This is a genomic window from Roseburia sp. 831b, from assembly GCF_001940165.2.
Lineage (GTDB): Bacteria > Bacillota > Clostridia > Lachnospirales > Lachnospiraceae > Roseburia.
The window spans coordinates 1,507,767-1,532,687 of sequence record NZ_CP135162.1 but is presented as its reverse complement, the minus strand read 5'-3'; the positions used below and the strand labels follow the sequence as shown (position 1 = coordinate 1,532,687).

Below are 24,921 nucleotides of genomic sequence, written 5' to 3'. Positions count from 1 at the left end.
TGGGAGACTTATTGATGGTAGCGGCATCATTGGAAACAGAAAACCCTTCCGTGACTAGAAATTGCAGATTTGAAAGTGGTTGGCATGGTTTGATCTGACAGGGTTCGATTCCCTGTGTAGCTATTTTGAACATTGACAATTGAACATTGATGGTTGATAATATATTTATTATTACAAAAGAGAAGGAAATGTTATGAATTTAAGTGATATTGGCAATTGGTCAAGTATAATCGGTCTTGTGATCACAATTATTACTTTATTACTTACTACGACTGTAAATAAAAAGGTGAATGGTATTTTAAAATCAAAAAGTGATCGTAGTTATTTTGATAAAAAGATTGAAATATATTTACCAAGTTTGAGACAATTGCAGGATATAGCGCCGAGTGCACAGGAAGAAGTGTTGTTTTCGACAACACAATATGCAAACATAAACAATGCAATTCAGTTGGTTCGCTCTTCTTGGGACGTTTTAATGCAGTATGAGAGAAAGGGCTCTAAAAAGAAAAAAATTGAACATTGGGAACAGGAATTTAAAGAGTTAAAAGACATGTACGATCGAAGATATGGCAAAGATACAAAAAAACTAATAGCTTTTTTGGGCGAATTCATTACATTTTTAGAAAAGGAGCAAGAGAATAATGGGCGATAAGTTAGAGAAAGCGTTGGATGGAATATTAAGAAAAACGGAAGACGGCAAAATTGAATGGGAACGATCTGATATCGATTTGTGGAAAAGAAATCCTTTTTACAATAAATATATATCCAATAATGATATGGCAATAGACGGCATAAATAATTATGTGGCACCATACAAAGAGGGTTATATTTATTTCACAAATCAGGTTGAAGACGGGTATAGAGAAATTGCTATTCAGCCAAATAAAAATGCGGATATAACGGTTTTATCCTCTGGTAATTCTCCCAAATTAAAAACACTTGAAGAAACAATAAAAAATGAATTGGATGATCCAGACGATTTTTTAGATGATTTGATAAATTGAATAATTGTTACCAACCGTCAATATTCGATGGTTGGTATTTTTTTACGCAAAAATAAGATAGAGGTAGATGAAGAAATGAGCATGGAAGCAGTAATAGAGAGTATAGAGCGGGATGCGCTACGGCAGACAATGAAGCCAGATGGACTATTTGAAAAGCGGTGTCAGCATTGCAATCGCCTTTTAGGCAAATTCAACGGACAGGCTGAAATCAAATGCCCGAAATGCGGGAAAATCAATAGAATTGTGGTGAAAAGGTTATGAAACGGGCAAGATTAGTAAATTGGCAATATTGCAAAGACCCAAATGATATAAACAAAGCCATTATGTCGAATGACCCGAACTGGGAAGGATTAGAAAGTGTGGATCAAATAATCAGTATATCGTATGACACAAGTCAGATGTGCTATGTAGTGTTTTGGCGTGAATTGTAAATGAGATAGAAAATCAAGAGCACCAGTTGCAGAGTGCCATGTGGCACATATGTAGAGAGAGCCTATTTCCAAGATAGAAGGGAGGTAGACTCTTTTTTGGTTTCAGAACAGACACGGGCAACCGCTGATGATATTAAAAATTACATAAAACAGCATGGAATTGAATACCGGTCACTGTTTGACCTTTTGGATGTGGCAAAAGTGGCATTTGAAAAGGAAAATGACACAGAATGGGCGTTGAAAGTCACTTCATACATCAAGGAATGTTGCACATGGGCGATTCAAAAAGGCGTGGAAGTCGTACTGATGGATGAATTGTATTGGAAAACTCTGAAAGTGGAAGCGCCGTATTGGTTTGATTCGTATTTAATCTATCTGGAGCGCAAGCGTGAGCGGCGCGATATGTTTTATCTTCCAAAGCGCAAGCAGTTGAATAAACATGGTTTGATTCAAGCCATGCAGGACTTGGAAGATGATAAATTGGATATTTTGAGTATTTCAATGCCACCTGGTACGCAAAAATGCCAACCGCTTTATTCAAAGCTTTTGACGCCTACAGGATTTATTCGTATGGGAGACGTTAAGATCGGGGAAAAGGTTATTTCTGGAAGGGGAAATATTGCAACAGTATTGAGCATTTCTCCTAGAAAGAAAAGAGATATATATGAATTAACCTTTGACGATGGTTCTAAGGTAAGATGCTCTGACAATCATTTATGGACAGTTCAGACCAGAGATGACAGAAGAAGAAAAAATAAGGATGGTAGTGAAAAATATAGAACAATTGAATTAAAAGACATGCTTAAAAATTACAGAGTTGAAAATGGGAAAAGAGCAAATTATTCAATCGACTATGTACCACAATTTGACTTTTCAAAACATGAAAAGTTGGAAATTGATCCATATTTTTTAGGAGTTCTTATTGGTGATGGCTCTATTACAGATGGAAATATGAGTATTACAACAAAAGACGAAGAATTGCTAGAAAGAGTAAGAATGAATGTTCCATTGCAGTATGAGTTCATTCATAAGGGAAAATATGGGTATGGAATAAAGACAAATACCTATTATTCACAAGGCAAGAGCGACTTAAGAAAATCACTTGAAAGATATGGGTTAAAAGGGAAAGGTGCGAAAGAAAAGCACATTCCAAAAGAATACTTGTATGCGAGTTACGATGAGCGATTGTGGCTTTTACGCGGTTTGATGGATACGGATGGATACGCTTCAAATAAATGCACAAATTGCAGCTATGCCACAATATCTGAACAATTGGCAAAAGATGTTAAAGAATTGGTAAATTCTCTTGGAGGATATGCCAAGATAACAAAAATGGAAGCTGGATATAAAAAAGACGGAAAGTATATTCGTTGCAATGATTGCTATACTGTCACGATTGGTTTTAGTTCTAAACAACCAAATCCTTTTTATATCAAAAGAAAAGCAGACAGATATAAGCCAAGACGGAAAAAGTTAAAAAGATTTATTACAGATATTAAATTTGTTGGTAAAGAAGAGTGCCAGTGTATTTATATCGACGATCCATCGCATTTATACATAACCGATGATTATGTAATTACTCATAATACCACACTTGAAAAGTTCTTTGCTTCGTGGATTATCGGCAGACATCCGGACGATTACAGCCTGTTTTTCTCACACAGCGGAGATATTACCCGTATGTTTTATGACGGAGTGATTGATATTACCACGAATGATGAGGAATATTGTTGGAATGAGATTTTCCCGGATGTTCACTTGGCAAGCACCGATGCCAAGAGAGAACAGATCAATTTCAACAAGTACAAGCCGTTTGCCAATCTGCAATGTACGTCTGTAGGATCTAAAAATGCAGGTAAAGTTCGATGTAACAGATATTTGTACTGTGATGATCTGATAGGCGGCATCGAAGAAGCGTTGAATAAGAATCAGCTTGACAAGCTGTGGCGAATATATGGAACCGATGCCAAGCAAAGAAAGCTGAATGAACAGGTAAAAGAGATACATATTGCCACAAGGTGGTCCGTGCATGATGTTATTGGACGATTGAAAAGGCTATATGACGGAAATCCAAGGGCGAGGTTTATTGCAGTGCCGGATATTGACCCGGAAACCGGAGAAAGCAACTTTGATTACGAGTTTAATGGTATGTCCGTGAAATTCTTCAATGACCAAGCTTTAACGATGGATGATATTTCGTACAAATGTTTGTACAAGAATGAACCTATTGAACGTGAAGGACTTCTGTATCACGAAGATGACCTGCGGCGGTATCAGTCATTGCCACTTGGCGAACCGGATGCAATTCTTGGTATTTGCGATACAAAGGACAAGGGAAGTGATTTCTATTTCCTGCCATGTTTCAAGCAGTACGGAAACGACTTCTATCTGGTTGACTGTATTTGCAACGATAGCAGTGATTATGGCCTGCAATATGAGAGATCAGCAGATATTATCCTTGAAAACAATATGCAGCAGTGCGAATTTGAGAGCAATAACGGCGGTACCAGGGTGGCGTATGAGGTGGCGAAGATAGTTGACGAGCGTGGCGGTAGGTGTAACATCACTGACAAAACAACCAGTTCAAACAAGGAAACAAAGATTATAGTCAATGCCGATTGGGTAAAGAAACATGTTTTATTCAAGGATAAAGAAATGTACAAGCCTAAAGATGAATATGGCGTGATGATGGGATGGTTATTGAGTTATTCAGTAGTCGGTAAAAATCCCCATGATGATGTTCCGGATGGATTAGCAAGCTTCGCACTTTATATAACAAATGGTTTTGTGTGTAAAGCACAGGTTATCAATAGCCCAATGGGATAGAGGAGTGATAGAGTGAATAAAAGAGAGTTGAATCTTGAAAAATATGGGATTTCCGGTAAGCGATACAAAGAACTTTGCGGATTTTGTGAGCAGTATCCGGAATGGAAAAATCAGTTGAAATTCAGTAATGATACGGTTAAGAGCATTGAAATAAAGGACACGCCAATTTATCACAGCAATTCAGATGCAACCGGCAATCTGGCAATTAAGAGAATTGGTTTAGAAGAAAAATGCCGGTTGATTGAAGAAACAGCAAAGCAAGCAGGAAATGACTTAAGCCAATATATAATTAAATCAGTTTGCTACGAAGTCCCAGTTACATATCTAATAGCTTGCGAGGGTATGCCAATTGGAAAATCGGCATTTTATGAGATGCGCAGATATTTCTTTTACTTGCTTGACCAAAATAAAGCAATGTGAAATGCGGAAAAAAAGGACATACTTTCATGATATTATTATATCATCGAAAAATGAAAAGTAAGCCACCGTTGGAGAAATCCGGCGGTGGCTTTTTAGTGCGGAGAAATGCGTATGGAACCAGAACGTATTTATTGGAATTGTCGTAGATGCGGCAAGAAAATCGAGATTCCGGCAGACATGGGAGATCAGATTTTCAAATGCCCAAAATGTAAAGGATTTTATAAATATCGTTTCCGTTTGGTTGAGGTTGAGAGAATCGAACCGCCGGAGTGCAGAACGGCATCCGGCTGCAGGATATATTGAAAGTAAAGGAAGTGAGTAAGCGTGAGCGAAAAAGAACGTAACATTGAATATCGTGGAAGAATCAAAATCTATACAGACGTGAAAGAAATCACAAAGGACAATGTTATCCAGGTTCTTTCTACCGCCATGACAAAGCATGAGCTGAATCGCACGCAGATTCGCAACCTTATCAATTTTGAAAAAGGAGATCAGCCGTTAAAGCGTGAAAAGAAGGTTCGGACAGACATTGATATTAAGTCTATTTCCAACCTTGCACATCAGATCACAGAATTTTGGCTTGGTTACTTTTGGGGCAATCACATGGCGTTTGTACAGAAGTCGGACAAGCACCCAACAGATAGCAACCCAACAGATAGCGATTCTGCAATCACCCTTTTGAATGAAATGTACGATGCCGAGGACATGGAAAGTAAGGACCAGTTACTTGCGTATTATCTGGAAGTATGCGGAATATGCTGTCAGCTTATTGATATTAAGCGTAACCCGGATGATGATGATGCAGCATTTGATCTTGTGACGCTGAATCCTCTTTATTCGTTTGTTGTCTATTCTTCTGATGCTTATGAGCGACCTGTAATGGGTGTGTCGTATTCAGAGGGTGAGAATGGTTCAAAGATATTCACTTGCGTTACGGATGATGCGATATATGAAATCCGCGACATGGTTGAATTTGTTCGCGGAACAAAAACCCGCAACGGAAAGAAAATAACAAAGGGTAAGGACGGCGTACAGGTAAATCCATTCGGCAGAGTAAATATTGTCGAATTTGAACGTTCTACAGACCGGACCGGCGTATTTGAGCGCCAGCTTGACGAACTGAATGCCTTGAATATTCTTGAATCCGATCTGTGTAATGATGTGTCGCAGACCACACAGGCGAACTGGTGGGGCAATGACATTGAATTAGATACAGATGATAACGGAAAAGTAAAAGGACCTCAAGCCGGACAATGGATTTTGACCAAGACCAACGGAAACGGCAAACAGCCAAATATTAAGGGGCTGGTTCTTAATTACGACTATACCGGCGTTCTTGCCAATATCCAAGCCAAGCATGACGGTATTTTGGAAAGAACATTCACACCAAAGCAGACGGAGCAAAGCGGCGGCTCTACGACCGGAGCGACAAGCTTGTCAAGTGGTTGGACCGCAACAGAAGCGGTGGCTTGCAAGCAGGCGGCAATCATTAAGAGAGGTTTCAAGGAAAGAAATCGCCTTGCATTGATTGCAATTAAGAAATCTCCGGACACGGATCCAGAGAGTCCACTTTTGAAACTGAAAAATAGTGATATTGAGATTCGACCAATTCGGCAAAAAACGTTTGATATGGCAACAAAGATCAATTCACTTGCTACGATGGTTCAGAATTTTGTGCATCCGCGTGTGGCAATGGAAGCAATAGACTTTTTCCCGAACCTCGCCGAGGCTGTCGAAGATTCTGTACCAAAGATGCTTGAATACCAGAAAACATTGCTTGAAAGCAAGAAATCCAGTGGCAATCAGCTGGGAGAAAATAAAAATGATGATCCACGGCAACAGCAGGATGCAGACGATGCACTGAAAGCCAAAGTCAATCCGGATTCCAAGCGGATTATGCCGGATTCATCAGACCAGACGAAAAACAGCCCAATACAAAGCTAATCAGCACTCACAGAAATGTTGGTGCTTTTTATATGCGCTAGGGAAAGCGCCTTATAAGTTTCGCAACGCAACGTTAGGGAAAACGAAAATCGCAAAAATAAACAACTCGTAGGGAAACGAGGGTAATCAATCGCAAAGAAAGTTGAGGTAACAAAGATGGAAAAGAAAGAACTTTTGAAAATGAATTTGCAGCATTTTGCAGAGCCAGCAGCAGAGCCACCAAAGGATGAGCCGAAGCCACCAGCAACAGAGCCGCCAAAGGATGAGCCGAAAAAAGATGAGCCACAGCCAAGTCTTGAAGAGCAGTTGCAGCAGATGCGTATAGAGAACGCAAAGCTGAAAAAAGCGCAGGAAGATGCTGCTACGGATGCTTCCAATTGGAAGAAAAAGTACAACGCCACTTTAAGCGATGCTGAAAAGCTGGCACAGGAAAAGGCTGACAAGGAAGCGGAAAAGGATGCAGAGCTTAATCGGCTCCGCAGAGAGAGCGCTGTTTCCAAATTCGAAAAGAATTTCTTGACACTTGGTTACTCACAGGAATTAGCCAAGAAAGCTGCCGAAGCGCAGTTTGATGGCGACACAGACACTCTTTTTACCGTGCAGTCACAGGCGCAGGAATCCATTCTGAAAGCAAAGGAGAGTGAGTGGTACAAAAACCGCCCGGAGGTAAATACCGGGGTAAGCAATGGAAAAGAGGATCCGTTCTTACAGGGATTTAATTCGTAATTTTAAGAAAGTAGAGGTAAAAATATGGCAGTAGTAAATTATGCAGAGAAGTATAGTCCACAGGTTGATGAGCGTTTTGCACTCGGGTCTTTGACGGGAGCAGTAGTAAATAACAGTTATGATTTTATCGGTGTTGAAACCGTAAAGGTATATTCAATCCCTACCGTTGGAATGAACGATTATAAGACTTCTGGTGCCAATCGTTACGGCAATCCGGACGAGTTGGGGAACAACACACAGGAAATGACTCTGACACAGGACAGATCATTCACATTCACTATTGATCGTAAGTCCTACGATGATACACAGATGACGATGGAGGCTGGAAAAGCGCTCGCACGTCAGATTAACGAGGTTGTTATTCCAGAGGTTGATATTTACCGTATCCATAAGATTTGTGCATCTGCAAAGGCAGCAAATATCGTAACCGGAGCTACCACAAAGACTAATGCATATGAGAATTTCTTGTCTGTGCAGGAAAAACTTGACGATGCAAAAGTGCCTACAGGCGGACGTATTTGTCTCTGCCGTTCATCTTACTACAAGAACATCAAGTTAGATGATGCATTCACAAAGAAGGGCGATATGGCAACTCAAATCGCAATTAACGGTGTTGTTGGTGAGGTTGACGGAGTACCGATTATCAAGGCTCCAGCATCTTATTTCCCTGCAAATGTTGATTTTATCATCACAAATTCAATCGTTTGTGTTGCGCCAATCAAACTTACAGAGTACAAGATTCACTCCGATGCACCTGGTATCTCTGGATGGTTAGTAGAAGGTCGTGTTCGTTATGACGCTTTCTGCTTAAATGAAAAGCTGGACGCAATCGGCGTTCATGCAACAGCAGCTTTAAGCTCTATTGCAATCACAACAGCACCGACAAAGACTAAGTACGCTTCCGGAGAGAAGTTTGATCCTACCGGAATGGTTGTAACAGCTACATATGGCAATTCCGGGGCAACACAGGATGTAACAAAACATGTTACATATGCACCTGATACAATCACACAGGCTGGCAATGTCACCGTATCTTACACAGAAAACGGCGTTACAAAGACAGCAACACAGGCAGTAACACTTAATTCCTAAAAGGAGTGATCGTTGAATGATTTGCTATGAAAAAGACGGCGTTCAGATGATTGTCAACGAGAACATGGTAAGGGTTATGGAATCATGCGGATATAAGAGGGTGGTTGAGAAAACCGCCCCTTCTTCCGCTCAGATTCCACTAGATCCGGCGCAGACAATTGAGACAAATCCGAGTGATGCCGATATGGGCGAGCCTAAAACAGGGCAAAAACAGTATCAGAGATCGGAGATTACCAGAATGAGTACGTCTGATCTTAAGGAAGTAGCGAAAACTTTAGGGTTGGAAGTAACAGAGGAATCTACCGGGAAGATGCTGAAAGAACAGATCATTGAAAAACTTGGTCTGTAAATGAAATGAGGTGGCAGGATGGCTGATATTGAAGAAACACCAAAGGATGATGCGGTAACGCTCACTCCAATGGAGAAATTCAAGGAAGATATTAAGTCGATGATAACTGAATATGACGCAGAAATCAGCGTTTCCAGTCTGACAGTAAGCCTTGCCATTGAATCGTTTGAAACGCTTAGAAACTATCCTAGTTCATGGGGAATGGATAAAATCCTTGAAGACTTGGAGAAAAACAAAGCCAAAATTGCAATGGCGGCGATTGAGATTGAATCCAAAAACGGTGCAGAAAATCAGTTGAGCCATTCGGAAAATGGAACTTCAAGGACTTATAGTGAGTATCTTATGGCTTACAAGGGAGTGATAGGATTTGCGAACTGTATTTAAAAAGAAAGGTTTAGGTGATCCGGTTTTTATCTCCCGACCGCAGGGTTAAGCGGTATAGCCTATCTACCGTGTTGTAGAAAAGGTAATTTGTTTGCAATGCAGGCAATGAAAGAAGATTGTGCGTGACCATTTTGCCAGTGCCGGTAATATGGTTGCAGGCGGCGCACGTTAAGCGGTGGTGGGCGGTGCGCCATATTTCTATTTTGGAAAGGAAGAAATTATGTCAAACGATAAGTTTTTAGATTTATGCAAGCAGATTGTTGTTGATTATTTCAACACTCATGCTGATAAGACCGATAAAAAGCAGATTTCCAAGGAAGATGTATTTGTTGTATGGAGTTGTAAGACTTTACAGAACAACAAGGCACTGGTCAGCACAACCGTTTCAGACGGTATGTATTACGAGATTACCCATAACGGCGATAAGAATGAAACTTATGTGGATGCCTATAAGAAGTGGGAGAATTTCGTTGTAAAGGGAAGCGAGGAATAATCTATGAAGAAATTATTTATTTCACAGCCTATGAGAGATAAGACCGATGAAGAAATCAAGGCAGAAAGAGACAAGATTGTTAAAGCGGTCACAGAACGTTTCGGAGAGGTTGATGTTATTGATTCATTCTTTGAATCCGCGCCGCATGATGCCAAGCCCTTATGGTTCCTTGGAAAGTCTCTGGAATTACTTTCTACGGCTGATTGTGCTTATTTTGCAGAGGGTTGGGAAGATTACAGAGGATGTAAAATTGAGCATGAATGTGCCGTGCAGTATGGAATTGATATTGTAGGAGAATAAATCCTTGTAGCGGTTCTCCTTTTGCCGTATAATGGCGGTGAAAGGTGGGTGTATGCTAATGACAAAGCAAGAATTCATTGAAAGGCATTGGAGATTTTATTTGATGCTGGAAAGAAGATTTACAGAAACGCTTCAATATGTTGAACTTGATAAACGAAATTTCGATACATTTTCTATGGAGTTTGCAAGCCAAATTCGAGAGATTGGCTCAGAAATAGATATTGTTTTTAAGGAGTTGTTGGGTTTTTCACAGGGAGAAAGAAAGAACATAAATGATTATATAAATGGAATCGAGCAAAAACACGAAGATATGTTTGATAGAAAAATACTAGTAAAAGATATTAGTATTACCCCATTTGAGAATTTGAATAAGAGAAAACCATCCGAATTAGAATGGTGGAAGGCTTATAATGATATAAAACATGGGAGAGTGGCAAATTATCAAGAAGCAAATTTAAAAAACGTGTTGATGTTGCTTTCTGTGTTATATTTACTGGAAATGTATTTGTTTAAAGAGAGTATTACAGAGGATGAAACAGATATAGTTAAAAAGGATTCGGAAATATTTAGGATAGATGGTTGGAAAAATAAGTATCTTCCATTAAACGACATGGTAGCAAGCATTTCTAATGGAACTTTGGAAATTAAGGAAAGGTAAAGTCCTCATGCGTTCATTAAAGAAAAATAAGCAAACATTCTATTACGCCACCTACGATGCCGAGAAAAAGGTATACGACCGTGACGAGGACGGAAATATCAAGTACATAGAGATTGACGGAGAGAAAATCCCTGTCGAGATAGGAACAGAACCAGGTTATAATGACCCGGTTCTTTTTTATGCCAACATTTCCGCAGGCAAGGGCGATGTGCAGGCTGATGTGTTCGGAAGTAGCGTTGACTATTCCCGGACAATATCCACTTGCAATATGGATTGCCCGATTACCAAGCTGACACGGTTGTGGATTGGCTGTGAACCGCAATACAACGAGGACGGTTCTGTGAATGGCGATAGTGCCAATTATGAGGTTGCCGCGCCGCCTGCGAAAAGTCTGAATGGAATCGTTATTGCGATTAAGGAATTACCGGAGGGATGATATGGTATTATCGAAGTTATCAGAGAAGTGTAAGGCTTGCCCGAAAGTTGATTCGTGCGACCATAAGAAAATGGAAATGTACGCTTTGGCTGAATTGCCACCTAAGATGTGTGCAGATGCTTGGCAGACAGCTTCCGTGGGCGCATTAGCACCAATTTTACGAGAGAGGATTGAAAGTCCATTAAGCCCATTTGCTTATCGAGATGAACTTGAAAAGGCATTGAATGAAGCACATTTTGGAAACAGATTTATGACGTTTGGAGCGTGAAATATGGAAAACAGAAAAATCAATATCCTTGGAACTGAATACCAGATTGAAACCCACAAAGTATCAGAGGACAGTTATCTGGAGAAAAACAAGCTTTCCGGTTATTGTGGAGAAGATGAAAAGCTGATTGTTGTTGCTGATATGTCAGAAGAAAAATATTTCACTGGCATGGATGAAAAGACGCAAGAAACATATCGAAAGAGGGTTCTACGCCATGAAATCATGCACGCTTTTTTGAATGAGAGTGGACTATCCGATAGTTCAAACCGGTTTGACGGTGCGTGGGCGAAGAATGAGGAAATGGTTGATTGGTTCGCTATTCAGTCTCCAAAGATTTTTAAGGTGTATTTGGAGTTAGGGCTTATTGATGCACCGATTCCAAGTATTCCACCATTGCAAACAGGCTCTTTCACCAATCTTGATATGAGCGAAGCCTTTAAGTGCATTTCAGATGCGGCAAGAAAAACCGTTGATACGGCAAGGCAGGTGGGATTGCTGAATGAGTAAGAAAATATCATTCGGCTTATCCGTAAAAGAGATTCAGAACGCTATCAAAGAGATTAAGGAATACCAGAACAGCCTTGATGGGAAATGCGAGGAATTGTGCCGCAGATTGACCGCAGAGGGCATATCTATTGCACAGATTCACATTGGTAGTAGTGGTTTTGGTAAGTACATTCATTTATCCTCTGAAATCACACCGGAGAAAGCCGGATGCAAGGCAATCTTTTATATGGAAGATTCGCAGAAGATTATAAGCCAATGGCAAAACTTAGATGGCGTGCAAAGTAAAGAAATCTCACCGGCACTCATGTTAGAGTTTGGAGCAGGACTTCCGGCGCAGAACCCAGCGAATATTCCGGGCGTAGGAACCGGAACATACGGCACGCACGGTAATGAGCCGGGATGGTGGTACATGGACTTACAAGGCGAATGGCACTATTCAACCGGTATTTCTCCGAAGATGCCAATGTACAATGCCGGCAAGGAATTGAGAGAAAAAGTTGTAGAAATAGCCAGAGAGGTATTTAGATAATGTCATTTGAATGGAATACATTTTTTACACATTTTGAAAAGAAAATGAAAACTGCATATCCGCAATGCAAGGTCGGGCGATATATCACACCGAAGAAAACCGATTTTCCATATTGTGACGTAGCCTTAAGCGATATATCCGGTGGAAATTACGATTTGGAAGGGAATGAAGGTTCACAGACACCAATGATTACCATATCGGCATATGCCACCGGAAGTCTTGCGGATAATACTTGTTATACGATTTGCAGTAAGGCAAAAGAAATTATGCATAAGTATGGCTGGCAGTGTAAAGCCGGTCCGTTACCTGTTGCAAATGCAGCAGACCCAAACGTAAGCCGATGGGTTGCAAGATTCCAACGCATTTATGCAGATGGAGATGAGATAAAAGAGATAAATTAAAATGGTCCCGACATTTATGTCGGTAGCATATAAATGAAACTTAGAGCCGAAAGGCTCTTATTTTTATGCACCGGACGTCAACTCGAGAGACGTTCGCTGACCGCAGGCAGATAGCGGTAGAAAGGAAGAAAATATGGCAGAAGCAGAAGTAAAAGCAGTAAGCACGATTGGAACAATTTTGGAAACAAGTACAGATGGTACAGCATGGGAAAAACTGTGTAAGATCAAGTCTTATCCACAGTTAGGAGGTGCACCGGATCAGCTTGAAACAACAGACCTTGAAGATGAATCACAGACATTCATTGCAGGTGTGCAGTCACAGGATGCTATGGAGTTTACCGCAAACTACACATTGAAAGCTTATACGTCAGTAAAGGCAAAAGAGGGAACAGCATTGAAATATCGCTTGAAAATGGGAACTGACGGAGCAGATGGTGTAGCTACATGGGAAGGACAGCATTCAGTTTACATTAACGAGGGAGAAGTAAATGGTGTTCGTGAAATGACCATTTCTGTATCGCCTTCCACAAAGATTTCAGTCGGAGCTGCAACAGCCTAAGATTGAAGGGAGAAAAATCATTATGGCAACAGTGAAAATCAACAACAAAACTTATACGGTACCAGAACTTAATTTCACACATTCAAAGAGAATGGAGCAGATGGGATTGCCAGTTGAAGGACTTATTAGTAGAAAGTATATTTTTACAGCGGTGTCCGCATTTGTGGCAATTGTAGTACCATGTGATGCTGAACAGGCAGATTACTTAGTCGAGCAGCATATCGAAGGCGGCGGAAACATTGAGGAAATTTACGAAGCATACGCAAATGCAGTGCAGGAAAGTCGTTTTTTCAGAAAACTCCTCAATGTGGACGAGGAGAAACCGAAGAATACGAAGAAATCTGCACAGCAGAAAACGGAGTAGAGGTTGTTGAGAAAAAGGAAATGACCTTTTCCAGTTTAATTGATGATGTATGGCTCCCAGCGGCACTTCGAATGGGAATACCTATGGATGTGTTCTGGGAGCTTAATCCTAAGTACATGTATATGTACCAGGACAATTTCATCAAAGAAAAAGAGGAACAACTAAAAATGCTTGATGTGGCAGCCTATTACCAGGGCTTGTATGTTCATCAAGCCATCGCATCGTGTTTTAATAAAAGTGCGAAATATCCTAAAAAACCATTTTCTCTAGTTGAAAAAGAAAAGCCTTTATCACCAGAAGAAAAGTTTAAATTATGGATTGCAGAATTTAATAGAAAATTCGATGAAAATTAAGGAGCGGACGTGTCACAGCGTCCGTTCTTTTTACTGGCTATCGAAGGGAATGATAGTCATTGACCTAAAAAGCTATAGGAAGTTGGTGAAATCATGGGAGCAGCAGATATTGACCGCCTTGAAATCGAGGTTGAAGCGCAGGCAACAAAAGCAAATAGAGCTTTAGATGCACTTGTTAGCAAATTAGAGAAACTAAGTTCATCTGTTGGAAAAGTGAACGGAAGTGATTTGGTTGGATTTGCAAACGGCGTTGATAAAATCTGTAAATCAAGTGCTGGGATGTCAAATATCAAAACAGCAGATTTTACTAGACTTGCTAAGAATATTGAAAAAATTGCATCTATCAGTCCGGCAAGTTTAAATGCTTCTTCATCAGCAATTGGAGTGATGGCAAAACAGCTTTCGTCTTTTGGTGCAGCATCCGCAAATGCAACAGCTATCGGAGAGATTGCGAAGAATATTTCAAAGCTTGGAAATAAAGGTGTTGTAAATGCAATTGACAATATGCCAAGATTCGCAACAGCATTAAGTCAGACAATAAGCACCCTTTCTAAAGCTCCAAAGGTCAGCGGAAATCTTGTTCAAATGACGAATGCGCTAGCTAACCTAGCAGTAAGCGTAAAAGGAACACAGTCTGCTACATCTAAAACTGGAGAGAGCGTAAATAAGTTATCACAGTTCTTTAATGCTCTTACATCAAGCACAAATAAAAGTTCCAGAAGTTTTAGGAGCTTTTCACAGCTTGCAGGAGCTTTCTATGCAAATTTCTATTCGGTTCTGCATGGAATACAAAGAACATGGAAAGCAGTTCTTTCTTCAATGGATTATGTGGAAACATTCAACTATTGGAACGTTGCGCTTGATAAGATTGGTACAGAATTTGGAAATCAATTTGAGCAATACGGATATGACAGTGCTGAAGCTTACGCAAATTCATTTTCAGATAGATTAAAGTCATTGACCCTAAAAATGACCGGATATAGCATTGGAGATTCCGGCAATTTGACATTAACCGATAATAAGAACCTTGGTCTTGACCCAGAGCAGTTAATGAACTACCAGGCAAAGATTGTATCTGTAACGAACGCGGTTGGTCTTTGCGGTGAAACAAGTACCAATACAGCAAAAGCACTTTCTATGCTTGCAGCAGATATGTCCTCATATACCAATGAGGATTTATCTTCTGTTATGACAAATTTCCAGTCCGGATTGATTGGCCAGTCAAGGGCACTGTATAAATTCGGTATTGATATTACAAATGCCACATTACAGCAGTATGCATACAATCTTGGAGTAACAAAGTCTTTATCGTCGATGTCTCAGTCCGAGAAGATGCAGTTGCGACTAATAGCTATTTTAGACCAGTCTAAGGTAGCATGGGGAGACCAGGCGAATACTCTTGGCTCTGTTGCAAACCAGTACAGAATCATGAAACAGCAGATTGCGAACCTTGGAAGAACTATTGGTAATTTATTCTTGCCTATCGTGAAAAATGTACTTCCTGTTGTCAATGCTTTGATTATGGCATTGAACAGATTATTTACAACACTTGGATTCCATTTCTTTGGCGATAACTGGCTGAAAGATTTACAGGACGGAACAAGTAAGGGATATGGAAGTGGTGTAGAGGACTTAGGAGAGGATGCAGACGATACAGCAGACAGCCTTAATGATGCTGCCAATGCAGCTAAAAAGCTAAAAGATGTAACTCTTGGTATTGATGAATTAAACATCAATAATCCTAATTCTGATAGTGGTTCTTCATCTAGTAGCGGTTCTGGAAAAGGTAATGGTATTGATTTATCAGATGAGATTGCAAATGCTCTTGCAGATTATGAATCCGTTTGGGATAAAGCTTTTGCTGAATCCGAAAACAAGGCACAGAAGATAGCAGATGCTATTTGCAGTGCTTTTGAACGTGGAGATTACGAGGGTATCGGAACTTATATCAGCAACGGTATTTCATCTGCATTAGAGAAAATCAATTGGAAATCAGTGTATGGTGTTGCAAATAACTTTGGAACAGGCTTAGCGCAGTTCCTTAATGGACTGATTACACCTAGGTTATTCGGTGATGTTGGAAAAACAATTGCTGGCTCTTTGAATACTGCAATTTACGCAGCGCTATCTTTTGGAGAAACTTTTGACTGGTCGAATCTTGGAGAATCTATTGCAAGCGGTGTAAACGAGTTCTTTAGAACTTTTGATTTTAAATCTATGGGAAGAACACTTAATGTATGGGTTCAAGGTTTGTTTAATGCAATTAGAACAGCATTAAAAAAGGTAAAATGGAGTGATGTATGGAAAGGAATAGCAGATTTTGTAGGTGAGTTAGATGTTGATACTGTAGCAATTTTAATTGGAGCATTTGCATTAAAATATGCAGGAAAGTTGCTGACATCTGCGATTCTTAAATCTGTAATCACGTCAAAACTTTCATCATTAATTGGTGGCTCATCGTTGTCTGCAGCAGCAGGAAGTGTAGGTAGTGCAGTTGCGGCAGGATTTGCAATAGCAGCAACAGTGTATGTATCTTTTAAATTTGTAGAGGATGCAAAAAATTGGATACAGAACATAAAGGATTTTGGTTGGGATGAGGGTAGAAAAAAATCGGCAGAAGAAAATACTGCAAATCCTTACAAAAATGGAAAAGCTGTTACGCAGGAAGATGGAAGCGGTCCATTTGATTCTTGGCTTGAAAAACTTGAAAAATGGCAAGCTAAAAATCGAGAAACAAGAGATGCAGAAGATAAAGAGTGGGGGGAACTAGCTGATAGTTTATCGGCAAAACTTTCTTCATGGTGGACGAATGATGTAACACCATGGTTTACGAAGGAAAAATGGCAGGAGTTAGGTGAAAATATAAAATCGTCGCTATCAACAAAATGGAGCGAGTTTGGTGATTGGTGGAGTGGAACGGGAGTTCCAGATTGGTGGGATGAAAACGTCTCACCGTGGTTTACCAAAGAGAAATGGTCCGAATTAGGTCAAAATACTAAAGATGGATTATCAACAAAATGGAATGAATTTAGTCAGTGGTGGGGTGGAACAGGAGTTCCTACATGGTGGAACAATAACGTTTCGCCATGGTTCACAAAAGAGAAGTGGCGCGGTGCATCAGATGGAATGCAACAAGGACTTCAGGAAAAATGGAATGAATTCACATCCTGGTGGCAGAACACTGGAGTATATAAGTGGTGGAAAGAGAACGTTTCACCATGGTTTACGAGAGAAAAGTGGTCAAGTTTAGGCTCTGATGCAAAAAGTGGTTTAGAATCCAAATGGAATGAATTTACATCATGGTGGTCAAATACAGGTTTTGCAAAATGGTGGAGTGGTGTCGAATCTAAATTTTCATCTGATTCATGGAGTTTTAGTGGAATAAAAGATGGCCTTAGTTCGGCATGGAATGCTGCAATTGAAACTTTGAAATCAAAGTGGAACAGTTTCGCAGAATGGTTAAATGCAAAGCTTACGATTAAAATTGATACATCAACAGTAATCGGAAGTGGAATTAAGTCAGTATTAGGAACTGATAAGATTTCGTTAGGTAACATACCGATGTTTGCCGATGGTGGTTTCCCAGAGACAGGTCAGTTATTCATGGCTCGTGAAAACGGAATCAATGAGATGGTCGGTCAGATTGGCAGTCACCATGCAGTAGCAAATAATGACCAGATTGTTGCAGGTATTAAAAACGGTGTTTATCAAGCAAATGAGGAGCAGAATGCATTGTTAAGAGAACAGAATAGCTTGCTAAAACAGTTACTAGAAAAGGACACATCTGTAAATATAGGAGATAGAGATATTGCTAGAGCAAACGAAAGAGGTCGCAGGTCAATGGGATTGACATTAAGAACAACATAAAATAATGGAAGTTTATCTTCGGATGGACTTCCATTTCCATTAATGATATGATAAAGAAAAAAATATTGACGAAGGAGAAGAAAAATATGAAACAAAGCAGATTGGGGATTGCATCATTAGTGTGTGGAATAGCTGGTGTCTTGTTTTCATTCATAGCTATTGGAATTATACCATCAATAGTTGGACTTATTTTGGCAATACTGGCATTTACAAGGAAAAATAAGGGACATGAGACGGCTATTGCAGGACTAATTGTATCAATAGTTGGCATACTCATTTTTTGCGCAATTCTAATGATTATAAATGTAGGAAATAACAGAAAAAAAGATATTTCATACACTGCTGAAAGTGAACAAGAAATAATTGAAGATAGTGAAACAAAAACTAATATGACGTCAGAGGAAAGTACAATAGTCGGTACTGAAAAGGAAAAAGATGATAAAAAAGAAGAAAAATATATAGAAACTATAGCAGAATATACACTTCCTGATAGCATAGGTTGGTATACAAACCACTTTATTGTTGTTAAGAATATTTCTGATAAAACTGTTGATATATCAACATCATCGTTAGCATATGGATCAGATAATACAATAGTGTCTTCTGCCGATGGTGAATTGTATGCACTTGGTGCTGGATGCGTATCCGTTATAGATGAAGCTTTTGAAACAAATGCTGATATTGACCATTATGAGACAAAAATGAATGTATCCACCAGTAAATATTATAAATCCGTTATACAAGATTTGTCATATATTCAAAATGATATAGAAAATGGTGCTGTATTTCAAGTAACAAATAATGGAGATGATGCAGCGGATTTTGTTGAAGGTTACGCTTTATTTTTTTCTAATGATGAATTGGTTGAATATGAAATGACATATTTTACAGATGATGATTCAGAATTGAAACCAGGTGAAACAATATCAGAACAAATGACAGCATATAAAGATTTTGATAGAGTAGAATTTTATTTAGCAGGAAGAAAATAATTAAAGGCACTTACCCGAAAAAGGGTAGGTGCTTTTTCTATGCAATAACGGCTATTTAAGGCAAATAGCTGTTAACCTAATGAAAATTATAGGTGGTGGTTTTATGCGAGGAAAAACATCGGATTTTTTAATTGTGAATGGTGTGCAGTTTCCGTACCCAGCAAGAGGATTGGATATAGTTCATTCACAGGCGGTAAACAGTGGTCGTAATGCAAATAATGCAGTTGTCGGTCAGCTTGTCGGAAGAAAACTTTGGAAATTGAATAATTTACAGTGGAATGGTCTCGATGCTGATACATGGAAGATGATGAAAGCGGCATTGGAACCTTTTTTCGTTCCAGTGACATTTACCGGTGATGATAACCAGCGACATACGATTTACATGTACCCAGGAGATACATCGGGGCAACCTCTTTTCCTTGATGGTATTTTCTATAAGAATTTTTCAACGTGCAAATTCAATTTAATTGATTGTGGGTGGTAGTATATGCAGAATGTATCAAGACAGTATAAAGAAATGATGGATAGCATGATACGAAAGCAAGGATATATGTCCGTTGCTGTCGGTGTCATTAACCAATATGCGCAAAATTCTGCAAGGCTTAATGGAAAATTTGCTTATTGGAGTAGCCAAGATACACCGTTGAATAATAAGGATGCAAATGGCAGGTATGCCACTATGGATCAGAATTATTTCAAGGCAGATGGCAGCATGTTGTTTCTTCCGGAAGATAATCAGTATGCACAGTATATTCAGAACAGAAGTTGTACAACCAACGATATTCTAGGAGTAATAACAATCAAGTTCAATGATTCATATTCAATCAAAGGATTTACCATTAATTTCGATGAATGTTATCCAACTTCGTTCAGATTAAAGACAGAGGAAGTCGACAAAACATACGCAAACAATTCTATGGAATTTACAACGCAGGATAATCTTGGAACTACTTCATACATTCAAATTATACCGGTATCAATGGTTGGTGGTCAGCAGAGACTTAGAATCAACAAAGTGTTGATGGGTGTCGGACTTGATTTTGGCAATGATGATATTTGTTCAGCGTCATGGCGGGAGCAGGTAAATTCAGTATGTGAGGAATTACCGGCTATAGATTTTTCACTAACTGTCAATGATATGGAACACAGGTTCAATGTTGATGATGATAATTCCTTTGTGAACTTCTTGCAGGCAGGGCAGAAGATACCGGTATCAGTTGGCGTTACATTGGCAGATGATTCAGTTGAATGGTTGCAGGTAGCAAGTGTATATTTGTCTGATTGGAAATCACAAAAAGGCGCAATGAATTTTAACGCAAAAGATATATTTGCATTTATGACAGATAAGTATTCGGCTGGAAATACAATTCATACACGAACACTGTATGACGATGCAAAATCGGTATTAACTGATTATGGATTAGAACCGGATGAGTACGAAATAGATGAATGTTTGAAAGATGTGGTTATTACAAACCCATTACCGGAAGCATCACACGCACAATGCTTGCAGTTAATTGCTAATGCAGGTAGATGTATTTTGTACCAGAACAAGGATGGGAACCCCTGCATCAAAGCTAATTTTGCAACAGTACTGAATCCAGATGATTTGACTGTTACATCAGTGGGTGCAAGCGCATGGTCAAATCCTGGTAATGTTGTTAAGGGAAGCGATTATGTTTATGCTGATATGACAAAGAATTTCTTTTCTGTGGACGGCAGCATGGTATTTATGCCAGAAGATGGAAATTATCTAGCAACATCGTTTATAAGCGCATCGGTAGCAGATAAAGATGGAAAATTTACGACGAATCCATCCATTACAATCAAATTGCCGGCAGGCTATATGTATTATAGTATTTATGTTGATTTTGACGGGAACCCGCCTAAGGAGATGGTTGTTCATACTTTTAGAAATGGTGTTGCTGCTGATACTTTTAAGTTTTCTGATTTGAATAAAACCAATATATTGAATCAAGAATTTAGTACATTTGATACTATGACATTGGAGTTTACCAGGGCATACCCGAATGACAGAGTTCTTGTTAATAAGGTGTCATTTGGTGATTTGTCTGATTATACATTGAAAAAACAAGATATGTTGGAAGAACCGATCGGCTACAGAGAAAAGCAAAACAAAGCGGTTTCTGTTAGGATATTTACATTTGAAAATGATAAACAAGGTAAACCACAGGCAAAAGATGATTCCGTATATTATACACAAAAGTTAGCAAGTGTCGGTTATACTGTTGAATTTGAAAATCAGTTAATCAGTACGCAGAAACATGCACAGGATGTGGCTGAATGGCTAGGAAACTATTACAGAAACAATATTTCATACAATGTGAAATATAGAGGAGAACCAAGGCTAAATGCTGCAGATATTATATACATGGAAAGTGATGTTGTTAATAATCTGCAAGTTGAAATTGAATCACATAAGTTTGATTTTAACGGTAGCTTTAGTGGAACGTTAGAGTTGAGACATGCATTAAGAATGATGGAGGTATCATGATGAGAAAAGTAGTTAATGGGAAATTGTATGACACAGATAAATCGGAGTTAGTTTACACAGAAGAAGAAGGTAAACGTTGGTTATATAGAACCAAGAAGGGGAACTTTTTTAAAGCTTATTCAACAAATGATATTGTACCTATAACGGATGAACAGGCAAAAGAGTATCTGGGCGAGCATGACGTAGAAAAATATATTGAGTATTTTGGAGAGCCGGAGGAAGCTTAAATGGCATGGATAGAACCGAAAACGGATTGGAAGAGTTCTGATTATTTCAATATCGAAGATTACAACCGCATCATTGGAAATCTGGAATATCTCAAGGCGTTGGGAACATCACTTTTTTATGGATTTCCAAACATTGTAAGTCTAGGTGCTGGTAAAACCTATACAAGTATGATATACGCAAAAGAAATAAATGCTATTGAGGATTGTTTGGAAAAGCTGAATCTTGGTAGCTATTCCTTTAATATTGGAAATAAAAAAACATATTACGCAAACCAAAGCACTCCATTATATTCGGAATTTAACCGAATTGAGAGTGCTATTTTATTGCTATACAAAACAATGACAGCGCAAAAGGAAGCACTTCCAAAGTTGTCATTTAGGCTTGGCGGCCAGAAAGGAATAAGGTTATAAACATGGCAGATTTAAAGACAAATTACAAAGATGATGTGCTGGATACGTCAAAGAATGAAAAAAGAAAATTCAGGATGATTCAAAATGATGATGGAACAGTCTCGTTTGAGGATGCGACCGAGTATACGCAGGAGGGAGATCCTTTTGGTGGTGCTGATATTAATGCAACGAATGGAAAAGTCAATGAGATAAACGAAAGTTTAAGTAAGAAGCAAGACGCCTCGACTGCTATCACAACTTCTAATATTTCAGAACAAAATGTCAACGCTGTCGGTGGCTCGACAATTGACGACATCCACACCGATGCTCAAAAAAGAGTTAATACCCGGCAGGAAAAGCTCATTATGGAGTTGTACACGGCTTCGACTAATACAAACTATGCAATAGTTAATAAAGAAGGATATACATTACTATCAGCGCATACTGTCAGAGATGATTCCAGTTACTTCGTTAAAGGTATAAATAAACGAAATGACGGTCGTTACACACTCATCATTGACGGATTAACAAGCAGTGCCACAATGAGTTTTTGGCTGACCTGGGCGAAAGAGTAGACCTAAGCAACTCTATGTAAAGATATATAGCCGCCCGCTATTTTACCGATACCAAAGATTTTTATAAATCCATATTCTTTAACAGGTACGAGAATGTTAATATGACCACTGTGCGCATTATTTGCTGAGTAGAAAAATTCCTCTGCAATAAGGGTGTCTGAACCACCTTTCGAATCGTACCGATGGACGCTTATATTGGCGCTTATCGAAGTAAAGCTTTTATCAAGCACAAGATTTATGTCAAGCATATAATGACCTTCAAGTTTAAAAATGATAGCACCATATTTATCTACATAAATGTTGTCTGAACCAAAGTTCTTTGTGATTGAGGTCAGTGTGTAATATGCAGATGTCGCAAGTGCTCCATGTGCTCCGACTGAAAAAAGTGCATCACATGAATTTACATTTTCCAGTATAACTATCCTTGCAACTAAGGAATTAATTGCGTTCACAATTGACGTTCTGATTGTTGTTGTAAGAGAGGTCAATGTTCCGACCTTTTGGGATTCCTGTTTTAAACTTTCGTTTATAGGAGAAAAATTTTGAAATTAGTAATTAGAGGAAGTCCATAACAAATTTAAATAATAAATCACTTGCATAGAAAGGCGTAAAATATGAATGAAATTGAAATTGAACACAGAATTACGGAAGTTGAGCAGCGCTCCAAGTCGAATACACACCGTATCGACAAATTAGAACCAATTGTGAATGAAATACATACAATGTCAAAAACAATGGTGGAGTTGGTTGGAGAGGTGAAACATACGAACGAAACAGTATGTACGTTAGATGAAAAGATTGACCGTATGGATGCAAGGGTTGACGATATGGAACGTGCCCCGGCGGATGATATGAAAAATTATAAAAAGACAGCAATAACATCAATAATCAGCACGGTTGCTGGAGCAATGGCAACTGGGTTGATTTTTTTAATTGCACAAAATTTATAAAATGGAGGAATTGATATGACAGATTTAGGATTTTTATCAGAATTTATGGTGCCTGTAATTGTAGGAATTTGTCTTTGTGTAGGCTATGTAATCAAGAAATGGATTAAGGATGTTGACAATAAGTATATTCCTACTGTGTGTGCCATTTTAGGCGTTATTTTAGCAATTTGGATGAATGGATGGAGTATTTCACCATCTATCTTGCTAAGTGGCTTATTTAGTGGATTAGCAAGTACCGGATTACATCAGTTGTTAAAACAATTGATTGATGGCGATAAGAAAACAGAAAGTGAGGAAAAATAATATGAGAAAAGTGATTGACTTATCAAAATATAATACAGTTTCAGATTTTGGAGCTGTGGCTAACAGCGTGGATGGAGTTATCATCCGTGCTGGCTATCGCGGATATGGATCAGGCAAGGTGGTACAGGATGCAAAGTTTGTTGAGTTCGCACAGGCATGCAAAGAGAAAGGTATTCCGTTTGGAATCTATTTTATGTCACAGGCAATAAATATTGAAGAAGCAGAAGAGGAGGCACAGTTTGCGGCTACATTTGCTGACCAGTACGGTGCGACACTTCCACTGTTTATAGATTCAGAGGACGGAGATGGTACACCGAAGGTTGTTCGTGCCGACAGACTTTCTAAAGAGGATAGAACAGCAATTGTAAAAGCTTTCTGTGAAAAAGTTGTATCATGCGGCAAAGAAGCTGGTGTGTATGCATCTGAGTCTTGGTTCAAGAGTAATCTTGATTATGACCAGATTAAGCAGTATAAGATTTGGTGCGCAAAATACGGTACAAATGATGGAAATGCGCAGACAAGCCCAGCACTCGAAAGAGTTGACATGTGGCAGTATACCTCTAAAGGCTCTATTTCTGGCGTAGAGGGTAGTGTGGATTTAAACGAGTACTTCTTTGAAATCAAACACGAAACGCCTTTACAAGCCACACAGGCAGTCGTAGACAAGCCTAAGTACATTGAAAATGACAAGGTGGGGCAGTACCAGCATGCAGCGAACATCGGGTTTGATTTGAAAGGCACAAAAAATGAACTTGCAGAGGACAAGAAGTTTGGCCCGAAAACGCAGAATGTGGCAAAAACGCACCTGATTTATTACAACATCCAGGGATGCCCTACTGCGGTCAGATGGTGGCAGGAAATTATTGGCGTAACTTCAGATGGCAAGTTTGGAAACAAGACACTAGAAGCAACTAGAGAGTGGCAGAAAGCACATGGACTTGTTCCAGACGGTGTTGTTGGTCTTGCAACTGTGACCGAAGCAATTAAATAAGTGATAGCGAGAAAGCCGACAGAGAGAAAATTTTCAACTCTGTCGGCTCTTTTTTGTGTTCTTTTGC

The 24,921-nt window shown here is 39.2% G+C and carries 33 protein-coding genes; 32 read left to right on the top strand and 1 reads right to left on the bottom strand.

The window, feature by feature from the left end:
• Positions 1-193 precede the first annotated feature (193 nt).
• The 29 genes from BIV16_RS07220 (at position 194) to BIV16_RS07085 (ending at position 22,610) form a co-directional block, all read left to right on the top strand.
• Complete coding sequence (locus BIV16_RS07220) at positions 194-652, top strand: hypothetical protein (protein WP_075678477.1); 459 nt, start codon at positions 194-196, stop codon at positions 650-652.
• Positions 642-1,004, top strand: a complete 363-nt coding sequence (locus BIV16_RS07215; protein WP_075678478.1) for a hypothetical protein — start codon at positions 642-644, stop codon at positions 1,002-1,004. The genes BIV16_RS07220 and BIV16_RS07215 overlap by 11 nt, the downstream gene beginning before the upstream one ends.
• Before the next feature lie 27 nt (positions 1,005-1,031).
• On the top strand, positions 1,032-1,265 hold the full coding sequence (locus BIV16_RS15805; protein ID WP_083624963.1) for a Com family DNA-binding transcriptional regulator: 234 nt from the start codon (positions 1,032-1,034) through the stop codon (positions 1,263-1,265).
• Positions 1,266-1,531: 266 nt separating this feature from the next.
• A complete protein-coding gene (locus BIV16_RS07210; RefSeq protein ID WP_075678480.1) occupies positions 1,532-4,261 on the top strand; it encodes an LAGLIDADG family homing endonuclease in 2,730 nt (909 codons plus the stop codon).
• A 12-nt stretch (positions 4,262-4,273) separates the two neighbouring features.
• Complete coding sequence (locus BIV16_RS07205; RefSeq protein ID WP_075678481.1) at positions 4,274-4,681, top strand: hypothetical protein; 408 nt, start codon at positions 4,274-4,276, stop codon at positions 4,679-4,681.
• A gap of 111 nt (positions 4,682-4,792) precedes the next feature.
• The gene (locus BIV16_RS07200) at positions 4,793-4,984 is read left to right on the top strand and encodes a hypothetical protein (RefSeq protein ID WP_075678482.1); all 192 of its coding nucleotides are present in this window, start codon (positions 4,793-4,795) and stop codon (positions 4,982-4,984) included.
• 21 nt (positions 4,985-5,005) lie between these two features.
• Entirely contained in the window at positions 5,006-6,625 is a 1,620-nt protein-coding gene (locus BIV16_RS07195; protein ID WP_075678483.1) for a phage portal protein, read from the top strand.
• A gap of 156 nt (positions 6,626-6,781) precedes the next feature.
• Positions 6,782-7,351 (top strand): hypothetical protein, encoded by a 570-nt coding sequence (locus BIV16_RS07190; RefSeq protein WP_075678484.1) that lies wholly within the window; start codon positions 6,782-6,784, stop codon positions 7,349-7,351.
• 24 nt (positions 7,352-7,375) lie between these two features.
• On the top strand, positions 7,376-8,443 hold the full coding sequence (locus tag BIV16_RS07185; protein WP_075678485.1) for a bacterial Ig-like domain-containing protein: 1,068 nt from the start codon (positions 7,376-7,378) through the stop codon (positions 8,441-8,443).
• Positions 8,444-8,459: 16 nt separating this feature from the next.
• Positions 8,460-8,792 (top strand): hypothetical protein, encoded by a 333-nt coding sequence (locus BIV16_RS07180; protein WP_075678486.1) that lies wholly within the window; start codon positions 8,460-8,462, stop codon positions 8,790-8,792.
• Between the two features lie 18 nt (positions 8,793-8,810).
• Positions 8,811-9,176: a hypothetical protein gene (locus BIV16_RS07175; protein WP_075678487.1), complete on the top strand. Its 366-nt coding sequence runs from the start codon at positions 8,811-8,813 to the stop codon at positions 9,174-9,176.
• Positions 9,177-9,396: 220 nt separating this feature from the next.
• Positions 9,397-9,669, top strand: coding sequence for a DUF6275 family protein (locus tag BIV16_RS07170; RefSeq protein ID WP_075678488.1), 273 nt, complete (start codon positions 9,397-9,399; stop codon positions 9,667-9,669).
• Between the two features lie 3 nt (positions 9,670-9,672).
• Entirely contained in the window at positions 9,673-9,969 is a 297-nt protein-coding gene (locus BIV16_RS07165) for a hypothetical protein (RefSeq protein WP_075678489.1), read from the top strand.
• A gap of 58 nt (positions 9,970-10,027) precedes the next feature.
• Positions 10,028-10,627 carry a hypothetical protein gene (locus BIV16_RS07160; protein WP_075678962.1) on the top strand — a complete coding sequence of 200 codons (600 nt, stop codon included), beginning with the start codon at positions 10,028-10,030 and terminating at the stop codon, positions 10,625-10,627.
• 7 nt (positions 10,628-10,634) lie between these two features.
• The gene (locus tag BIV16_RS07155) at positions 10,635-11,063 is read left to right on the top strand and encodes a hypothetical protein (protein ID WP_075678490.1); all 429 of its coding nucleotides are present in this window, start codon (positions 10,635-10,637) and stop codon (positions 11,061-11,063) included.
• A gap of 1 nt (position 11,064) precedes the next feature.
• Positions 11,065-11,331, top strand: coding sequence for a hypothetical protein (locus BIV16_RS07150; protein ID WP_075678491.1), 267 nt, complete (start codon positions 11,065-11,067; stop codon positions 11,329-11,331).
• Between the two features lie 3 nt (positions 11,332-11,334).
• The gene (locus BIV16_RS07145; protein ID WP_242940294.1) at positions 11,335-11,838 is read left to right on the top strand and encodes a hypothetical protein; all 504 of its coding nucleotides are present in this window, start codon (positions 11,335-11,337) and stop codon (positions 11,836-11,838) included.
• On the top strand, positions 11,831-12,367 hold the full coding sequence (locus BIV16_RS07140) for a hypothetical protein (RefSeq protein ID WP_075678492.1): 537 nt from the start codon (positions 11,831-11,833) through the stop codon (positions 12,365-12,367). The genes BIV16_RS07145 and BIV16_RS07140 overlap by 8 nt, the downstream gene beginning before the upstream one ends.
• Positions 12,367-12,768 carry a hypothetical protein gene (locus tag BIV16_RS07135; RefSeq protein ID WP_075678493.1) on the top strand — a complete coding sequence of 134 codons (402 nt, stop codon included), beginning with the start codon at positions 12,367-12,369 and terminating at the stop codon, positions 12,766-12,768. Before BIV16_RS07140 ends, BIV16_RS07135 begins: the two co-directional genes overlap by 1 nt.
• A gap of 133 nt (positions 12,769-12,901) precedes the next feature.
• Entirely contained in the window at positions 12,902-13,327 is a 426-nt protein-coding gene (locus BIV16_RS07130; RefSeq protein WP_075678494.1) for a hypothetical protein, read from the top strand.
• A 22-nt stretch (positions 13,328-13,349) separates the two neighbouring features.
• Positions 13,350-13,691, top strand: a complete 342-nt coding sequence (locus BIV16_RS07125; RefSeq protein WP_075678495.1) for a hypothetical protein — start codon at positions 13,350-13,352, stop codon at positions 13,689-13,691.
• 20 nt (positions 13,692-13,711) lie between these two features.
• Positions 13,712-14,044: a hypothetical protein gene (locus BIV16_RS07120; RefSeq protein WP_075678496.1), complete on the top strand. Its 333-nt coding sequence runs from the start codon at positions 13,712-13,714 to the stop codon at positions 14,042-14,044.
• Between the two features lie 93 nt (positions 14,045-14,137).
• Positions 14,138-17,911 carry a hypothetical protein gene (locus BIV16_RS07115; RefSeq protein ID WP_075678497.1) on the top strand — a complete coding sequence of 1,258 codons (3,774 nt, stop codon included), beginning with the start codon at positions 14,138-14,140 and terminating at the stop codon, positions 17,909-17,911.
• Between the two features lie 86 nt (positions 17,912-17,997).
• A complete protein-coding gene (locus tag BIV16_RS07110) occupies positions 17,998-18,903 on the top strand; it encodes a DUF4190 domain-containing protein (RefSeq protein ID WP_075678498.1) in 906 nt (301 codons plus the stop codon).
• 103 nt (positions 18,904-19,006) lie between these two features.
• On the top strand, positions 19,007-19,387 hold the full coding sequence (locus tag BIV16_RS07105) for a hypothetical protein (RefSeq protein WP_075678499.1): 381 nt from the start codon (positions 19,007-19,009) through the stop codon (positions 19,385-19,387).
• A 3-nt stretch (positions 19,388-19,390) separates the two neighbouring features.
• Positions 19,391-21,418 carry a hypothetical protein gene (locus BIV16_RS07100; RefSeq protein WP_075678500.1) on the top strand — a complete coding sequence of 676 codons (2,028 nt, stop codon included), beginning with the start codon at positions 19,391-19,393 and terminating at the stop codon, positions 21,416-21,418.
• Entirely contained in the window at positions 21,415-21,645 is a 231-nt protein-coding gene (locus BIV16_RS07095; RefSeq protein WP_143524672.1) for a hypothetical protein, read from the top strand. The genes BIV16_RS07100 and BIV16_RS07095 overlap by 4 nt, the downstream gene beginning before the upstream one ends.
• A complete protein-coding gene (locus tag BIV16_RS07090) occupies positions 21,646-22,056 on the top strand; it encodes a hypothetical protein (protein WP_075678502.1) in 411 nt (136 codons plus the stop codon). It begins immediately after the preceding gene.
• Positions 22,057-22,058: 2 nt separating this feature from the next.
• Entirely contained in the window at positions 22,059-22,610 is a 552-nt protein-coding gene (locus BIV16_RS07085; RefSeq protein WP_075678503.1) for a hypothetical protein, read from the top strand.
• Between the two features lie 2 nt (positions 22,611-22,612).
• On the opposite strand, the gene BIV16_RS07080 is transcribed toward BIV16_RS07085, so the two are convergent.
• Positions 22,613-23,062, bottom strand: coding sequence for a hypothetical protein (locus BIV16_RS07080; RefSeq protein WP_143524673.1), 450 nt, complete (start codon positions 23,060-23,062; stop codon positions 22,613-22,615).
• A 162-nt stretch (positions 23,063-23,224) separates the two neighbouring features.
• Here BIV16_RS07080 and BIV16_RS07075 point away from each other — a divergent pair, with 162 nt between their 5' ends.
• From BIV16_RS07075 to BIV16_RS07065, 3 genes are read left to right on the top strand one after another with little or no spacing between them, the layout of a single operon-like run.
• Positions 23,225-23,560 (top strand): hypothetical protein, encoded by a 336-nt coding sequence (locus tag BIV16_RS07075; RefSeq protein WP_075678505.1) that lies wholly within the window; start codon positions 23,225-23,227, stop codon positions 23,558-23,560.
• Between the two features lie 15 nt (positions 23,561-23,575).
• Entirely contained in the window at positions 23,576-23,863 is a 288-nt protein-coding gene (locus tag BIV16_RS07070; RefSeq protein ID WP_075678506.1) for a phage holin family protein, read from the top strand.
• Position 23,864: 1 nt separating this feature from the next.
• Positions 23,865-24,854 carry a GH25 family lysozyme gene (locus BIV16_RS07065; RefSeq protein WP_075678507.1) on the top strand — a complete coding sequence of 330 codons (990 nt, stop codon included), beginning with the start codon at positions 23,865-23,867 and terminating at the stop codon, positions 24,852-24,854.
• Positions 24,855-24,921: the final 67 nt, after the last annotated feature.

What these genes read in the sequence shown, in the direction of transcription:
- BIV16_RS07215 (WP_075678478.1), top strand. Translation starts at nt 642, where the DNA reads ATGGGCGATAAGTTAGAGAAAGCGTTGGATGGAATATTAAGAAAAACG.
- BIV16_RS07185 (WP_075678485.1), top strand. Translation starts at nt 7,376, where the DNA reads ATGGCAGTAGTAAATTATGCAGAGAAGTATAGTCCACAGGTTGATGAG.
- BIV16_RS07135 (WP_075678493.1), top strand. Translation starts at nt 12,367, where the DNA reads ATGTCATTTGAATGGAATACATTTTTTACACATTTTGAAAAGAAAATG.
- BIV16_RS07125 (WP_075678495.1), top strand. Translation starts at nt 13,350, where the DNA reads ATGGCAACAGTGAAAATCAACAACAAAACTTATACGGTACCAGAACTT.
- BIV16_RS07120 (WP_075678496.1), top strand. Translation starts at nt 13,712, where the DNA reads ATGACCTTTTCCAGTTTAATTGATGATGTATGGCTCCCAGCGGCACTT.
- BIV16_RS07150 (WP_075678491.1), top strand. Translation starts at nt 11,065, where the DNA reads ATGGTATTATCGAAGTTATCAGAGAAGTGTAAGGCTTGCCCGAAAGTT.
- BIV16_RS07070 (WP_075678506.1), top strand. Translation starts at nt 23,576, where the DNA reads ATGACAGATTTAGGATTTTTATCAGAATTTATGGTGCCTGTAATTGTA.
- BIV16_RS07220 (WP_075678477.1), top strand. Translation starts at nt 194, where the DNA reads ATGAATTTAAGTGATATTGGCAATTGGTCAAGTATAATCGGTCTTGTG.
- BIV16_RS07175 (WP_075678487.1), top strand. Translation starts at nt 8,811, where the DNA reads ATGGCTGATATTGAAGAAACACCAAAGGATGATGCGGTAACGCTCACT.
- BIV16_RS07105 (WP_075678499.1), top strand. Translation starts at nt 19,007, where the DNA reads ATGCGAGGAAAAACATCGGATTTTTTAATTGTGAATGGTGTGCAGTTT.
- BIV16_RS07130 (WP_075678494.1), top strand. Translation starts at nt 12,902, where the DNA reads ATGGCAGAAGCAGAAGTAAAAGCAGTAAGCACGATTGGAACAATTTTG.
- BIV16_RS07200 (WP_075678482.1), top strand. Translation starts at nt 4,793, where the DNA reads ATGGAACCAGAACGTATTTATTGGAATTGTCGTAGATGCGGCAAGAAA.
- BIV16_RS07170 (WP_075678488.1), top strand. Translation starts at nt 9,397, where the DNA reads ATGTCAAACGATAAGTTTTTAGATTTATGCAAGCAGATTGTTGTTGAT.
- BIV16_RS07115 (WP_075678497.1), top strand. Translation starts at nt 14,138, where the DNA reads ATGGGAGCAGCAGATATTGACCGCCTTGAAATCGAGGTTGAAGCGCAG.
- BIV16_RS07085 (WP_075678503.1), top strand. Translation starts at nt 22,059, where the DNA reads ATGGCAGATTTAAAGACAAATTACAAAGATGATGTGCTGGATACGTCA.
- BIV16_RS07140 (WP_075678492.1), top strand. Translation starts at nt 11,831, where the DNA reads ATGAGTAAGAAAATATCATTCGGCTTATCCGTAAAAGAGATTCAGAAC.
- BIV16_RS07180 (WP_075678486.1), top strand. Translation starts at nt 8,460, where the DNA reads ATGATTTGCTATGAAAAAGACGGCGTTCAGATGATTGTCAACGAGAAC.
- BIV16_RS07165 (WP_075678489.1), top strand. Translation starts at nt 9,673, where the DNA reads ATGAAGAAATTATTTATTTCACAGCCTATGAGAGATAAGACCGATGAA.
- BIV16_RS07160 (WP_075678962.1), top strand. Translation starts at nt 10,028, where the DNA reads ATGACAAAGCAAGAATTCATTGAAAGGCATTGGAGATTTTATTTGATG.
- BIV16_RS07065 (WP_075678507.1), top strand. Translation starts at nt 23,865, where the DNA reads ATGAGAAAAGTGATTGACTTATCAAAATATAATACAGTTTCAGATTTT.
- BIV16_RS07100 (WP_075678500.1), top strand. Translation starts at nt 19,391, where the DNA reads ATGCAGAATGTATCAAGACAGTATAAAGAAATGATGGATAGCATGATA.
- BIV16_RS07110 (WP_075678498.1), top strand. Translation starts at nt 17,998, where the DNA reads ATGAAACAAAGCAGATTGGGGATTGCATCATTAGTGTGTGGAATAGCT.
- BIV16_RS07190 (WP_075678484.1), top strand. Translation starts at nt 6,782, where the DNA reads ATGGAAAAGAAAGAACTTTTGAAAATGAATTTGCAGCATTTTGCAGAG.
- BIV16_RS07095 (WP_143524672.1), top strand. Translation starts at nt 21,415, where the DNA reads ATGATGAGAAAAGTAGTTAATGGGAAATTGTATGACACAGATAAATCG.
- BIV16_RS07075 (WP_075678505.1), top strand. Translation starts at nt 23,225, where the DNA reads ATGAATGAAATTGAAATTGAACACAGAATTACGGAAGTTGAGCAGCGC.
- BIV16_RS07155 (WP_075678490.1), top strand. Translation starts at nt 10,635, where the DNA reads ATGCGTTCATTAAAGAAAAATAAGCAAACATTCTATTACGCCACCTAC.
- BIV16_RS07090 (WP_075678502.1), top strand. Translation starts at nt 21,646, where the DNA reads ATGGCATGGATAGAACCGAAAACGGATTGGAAGAGTTCTGATTATTTC.
- BIV16_RS07145 (WP_242940294.1), top strand. Translation starts at nt 11,335, where the DNA reads ATGGAAAACAGAAAAATCAATATCCTTGGAACTGAATACCAGATTGAA.
- BIV16_RS15805 (WP_083624963.1), top strand. Translation starts at nt 1,032, where the DNA reads ATGGTTGGTATTTTTTTACGCAAAAATAAGATAGAGGTAGATGAAGAA.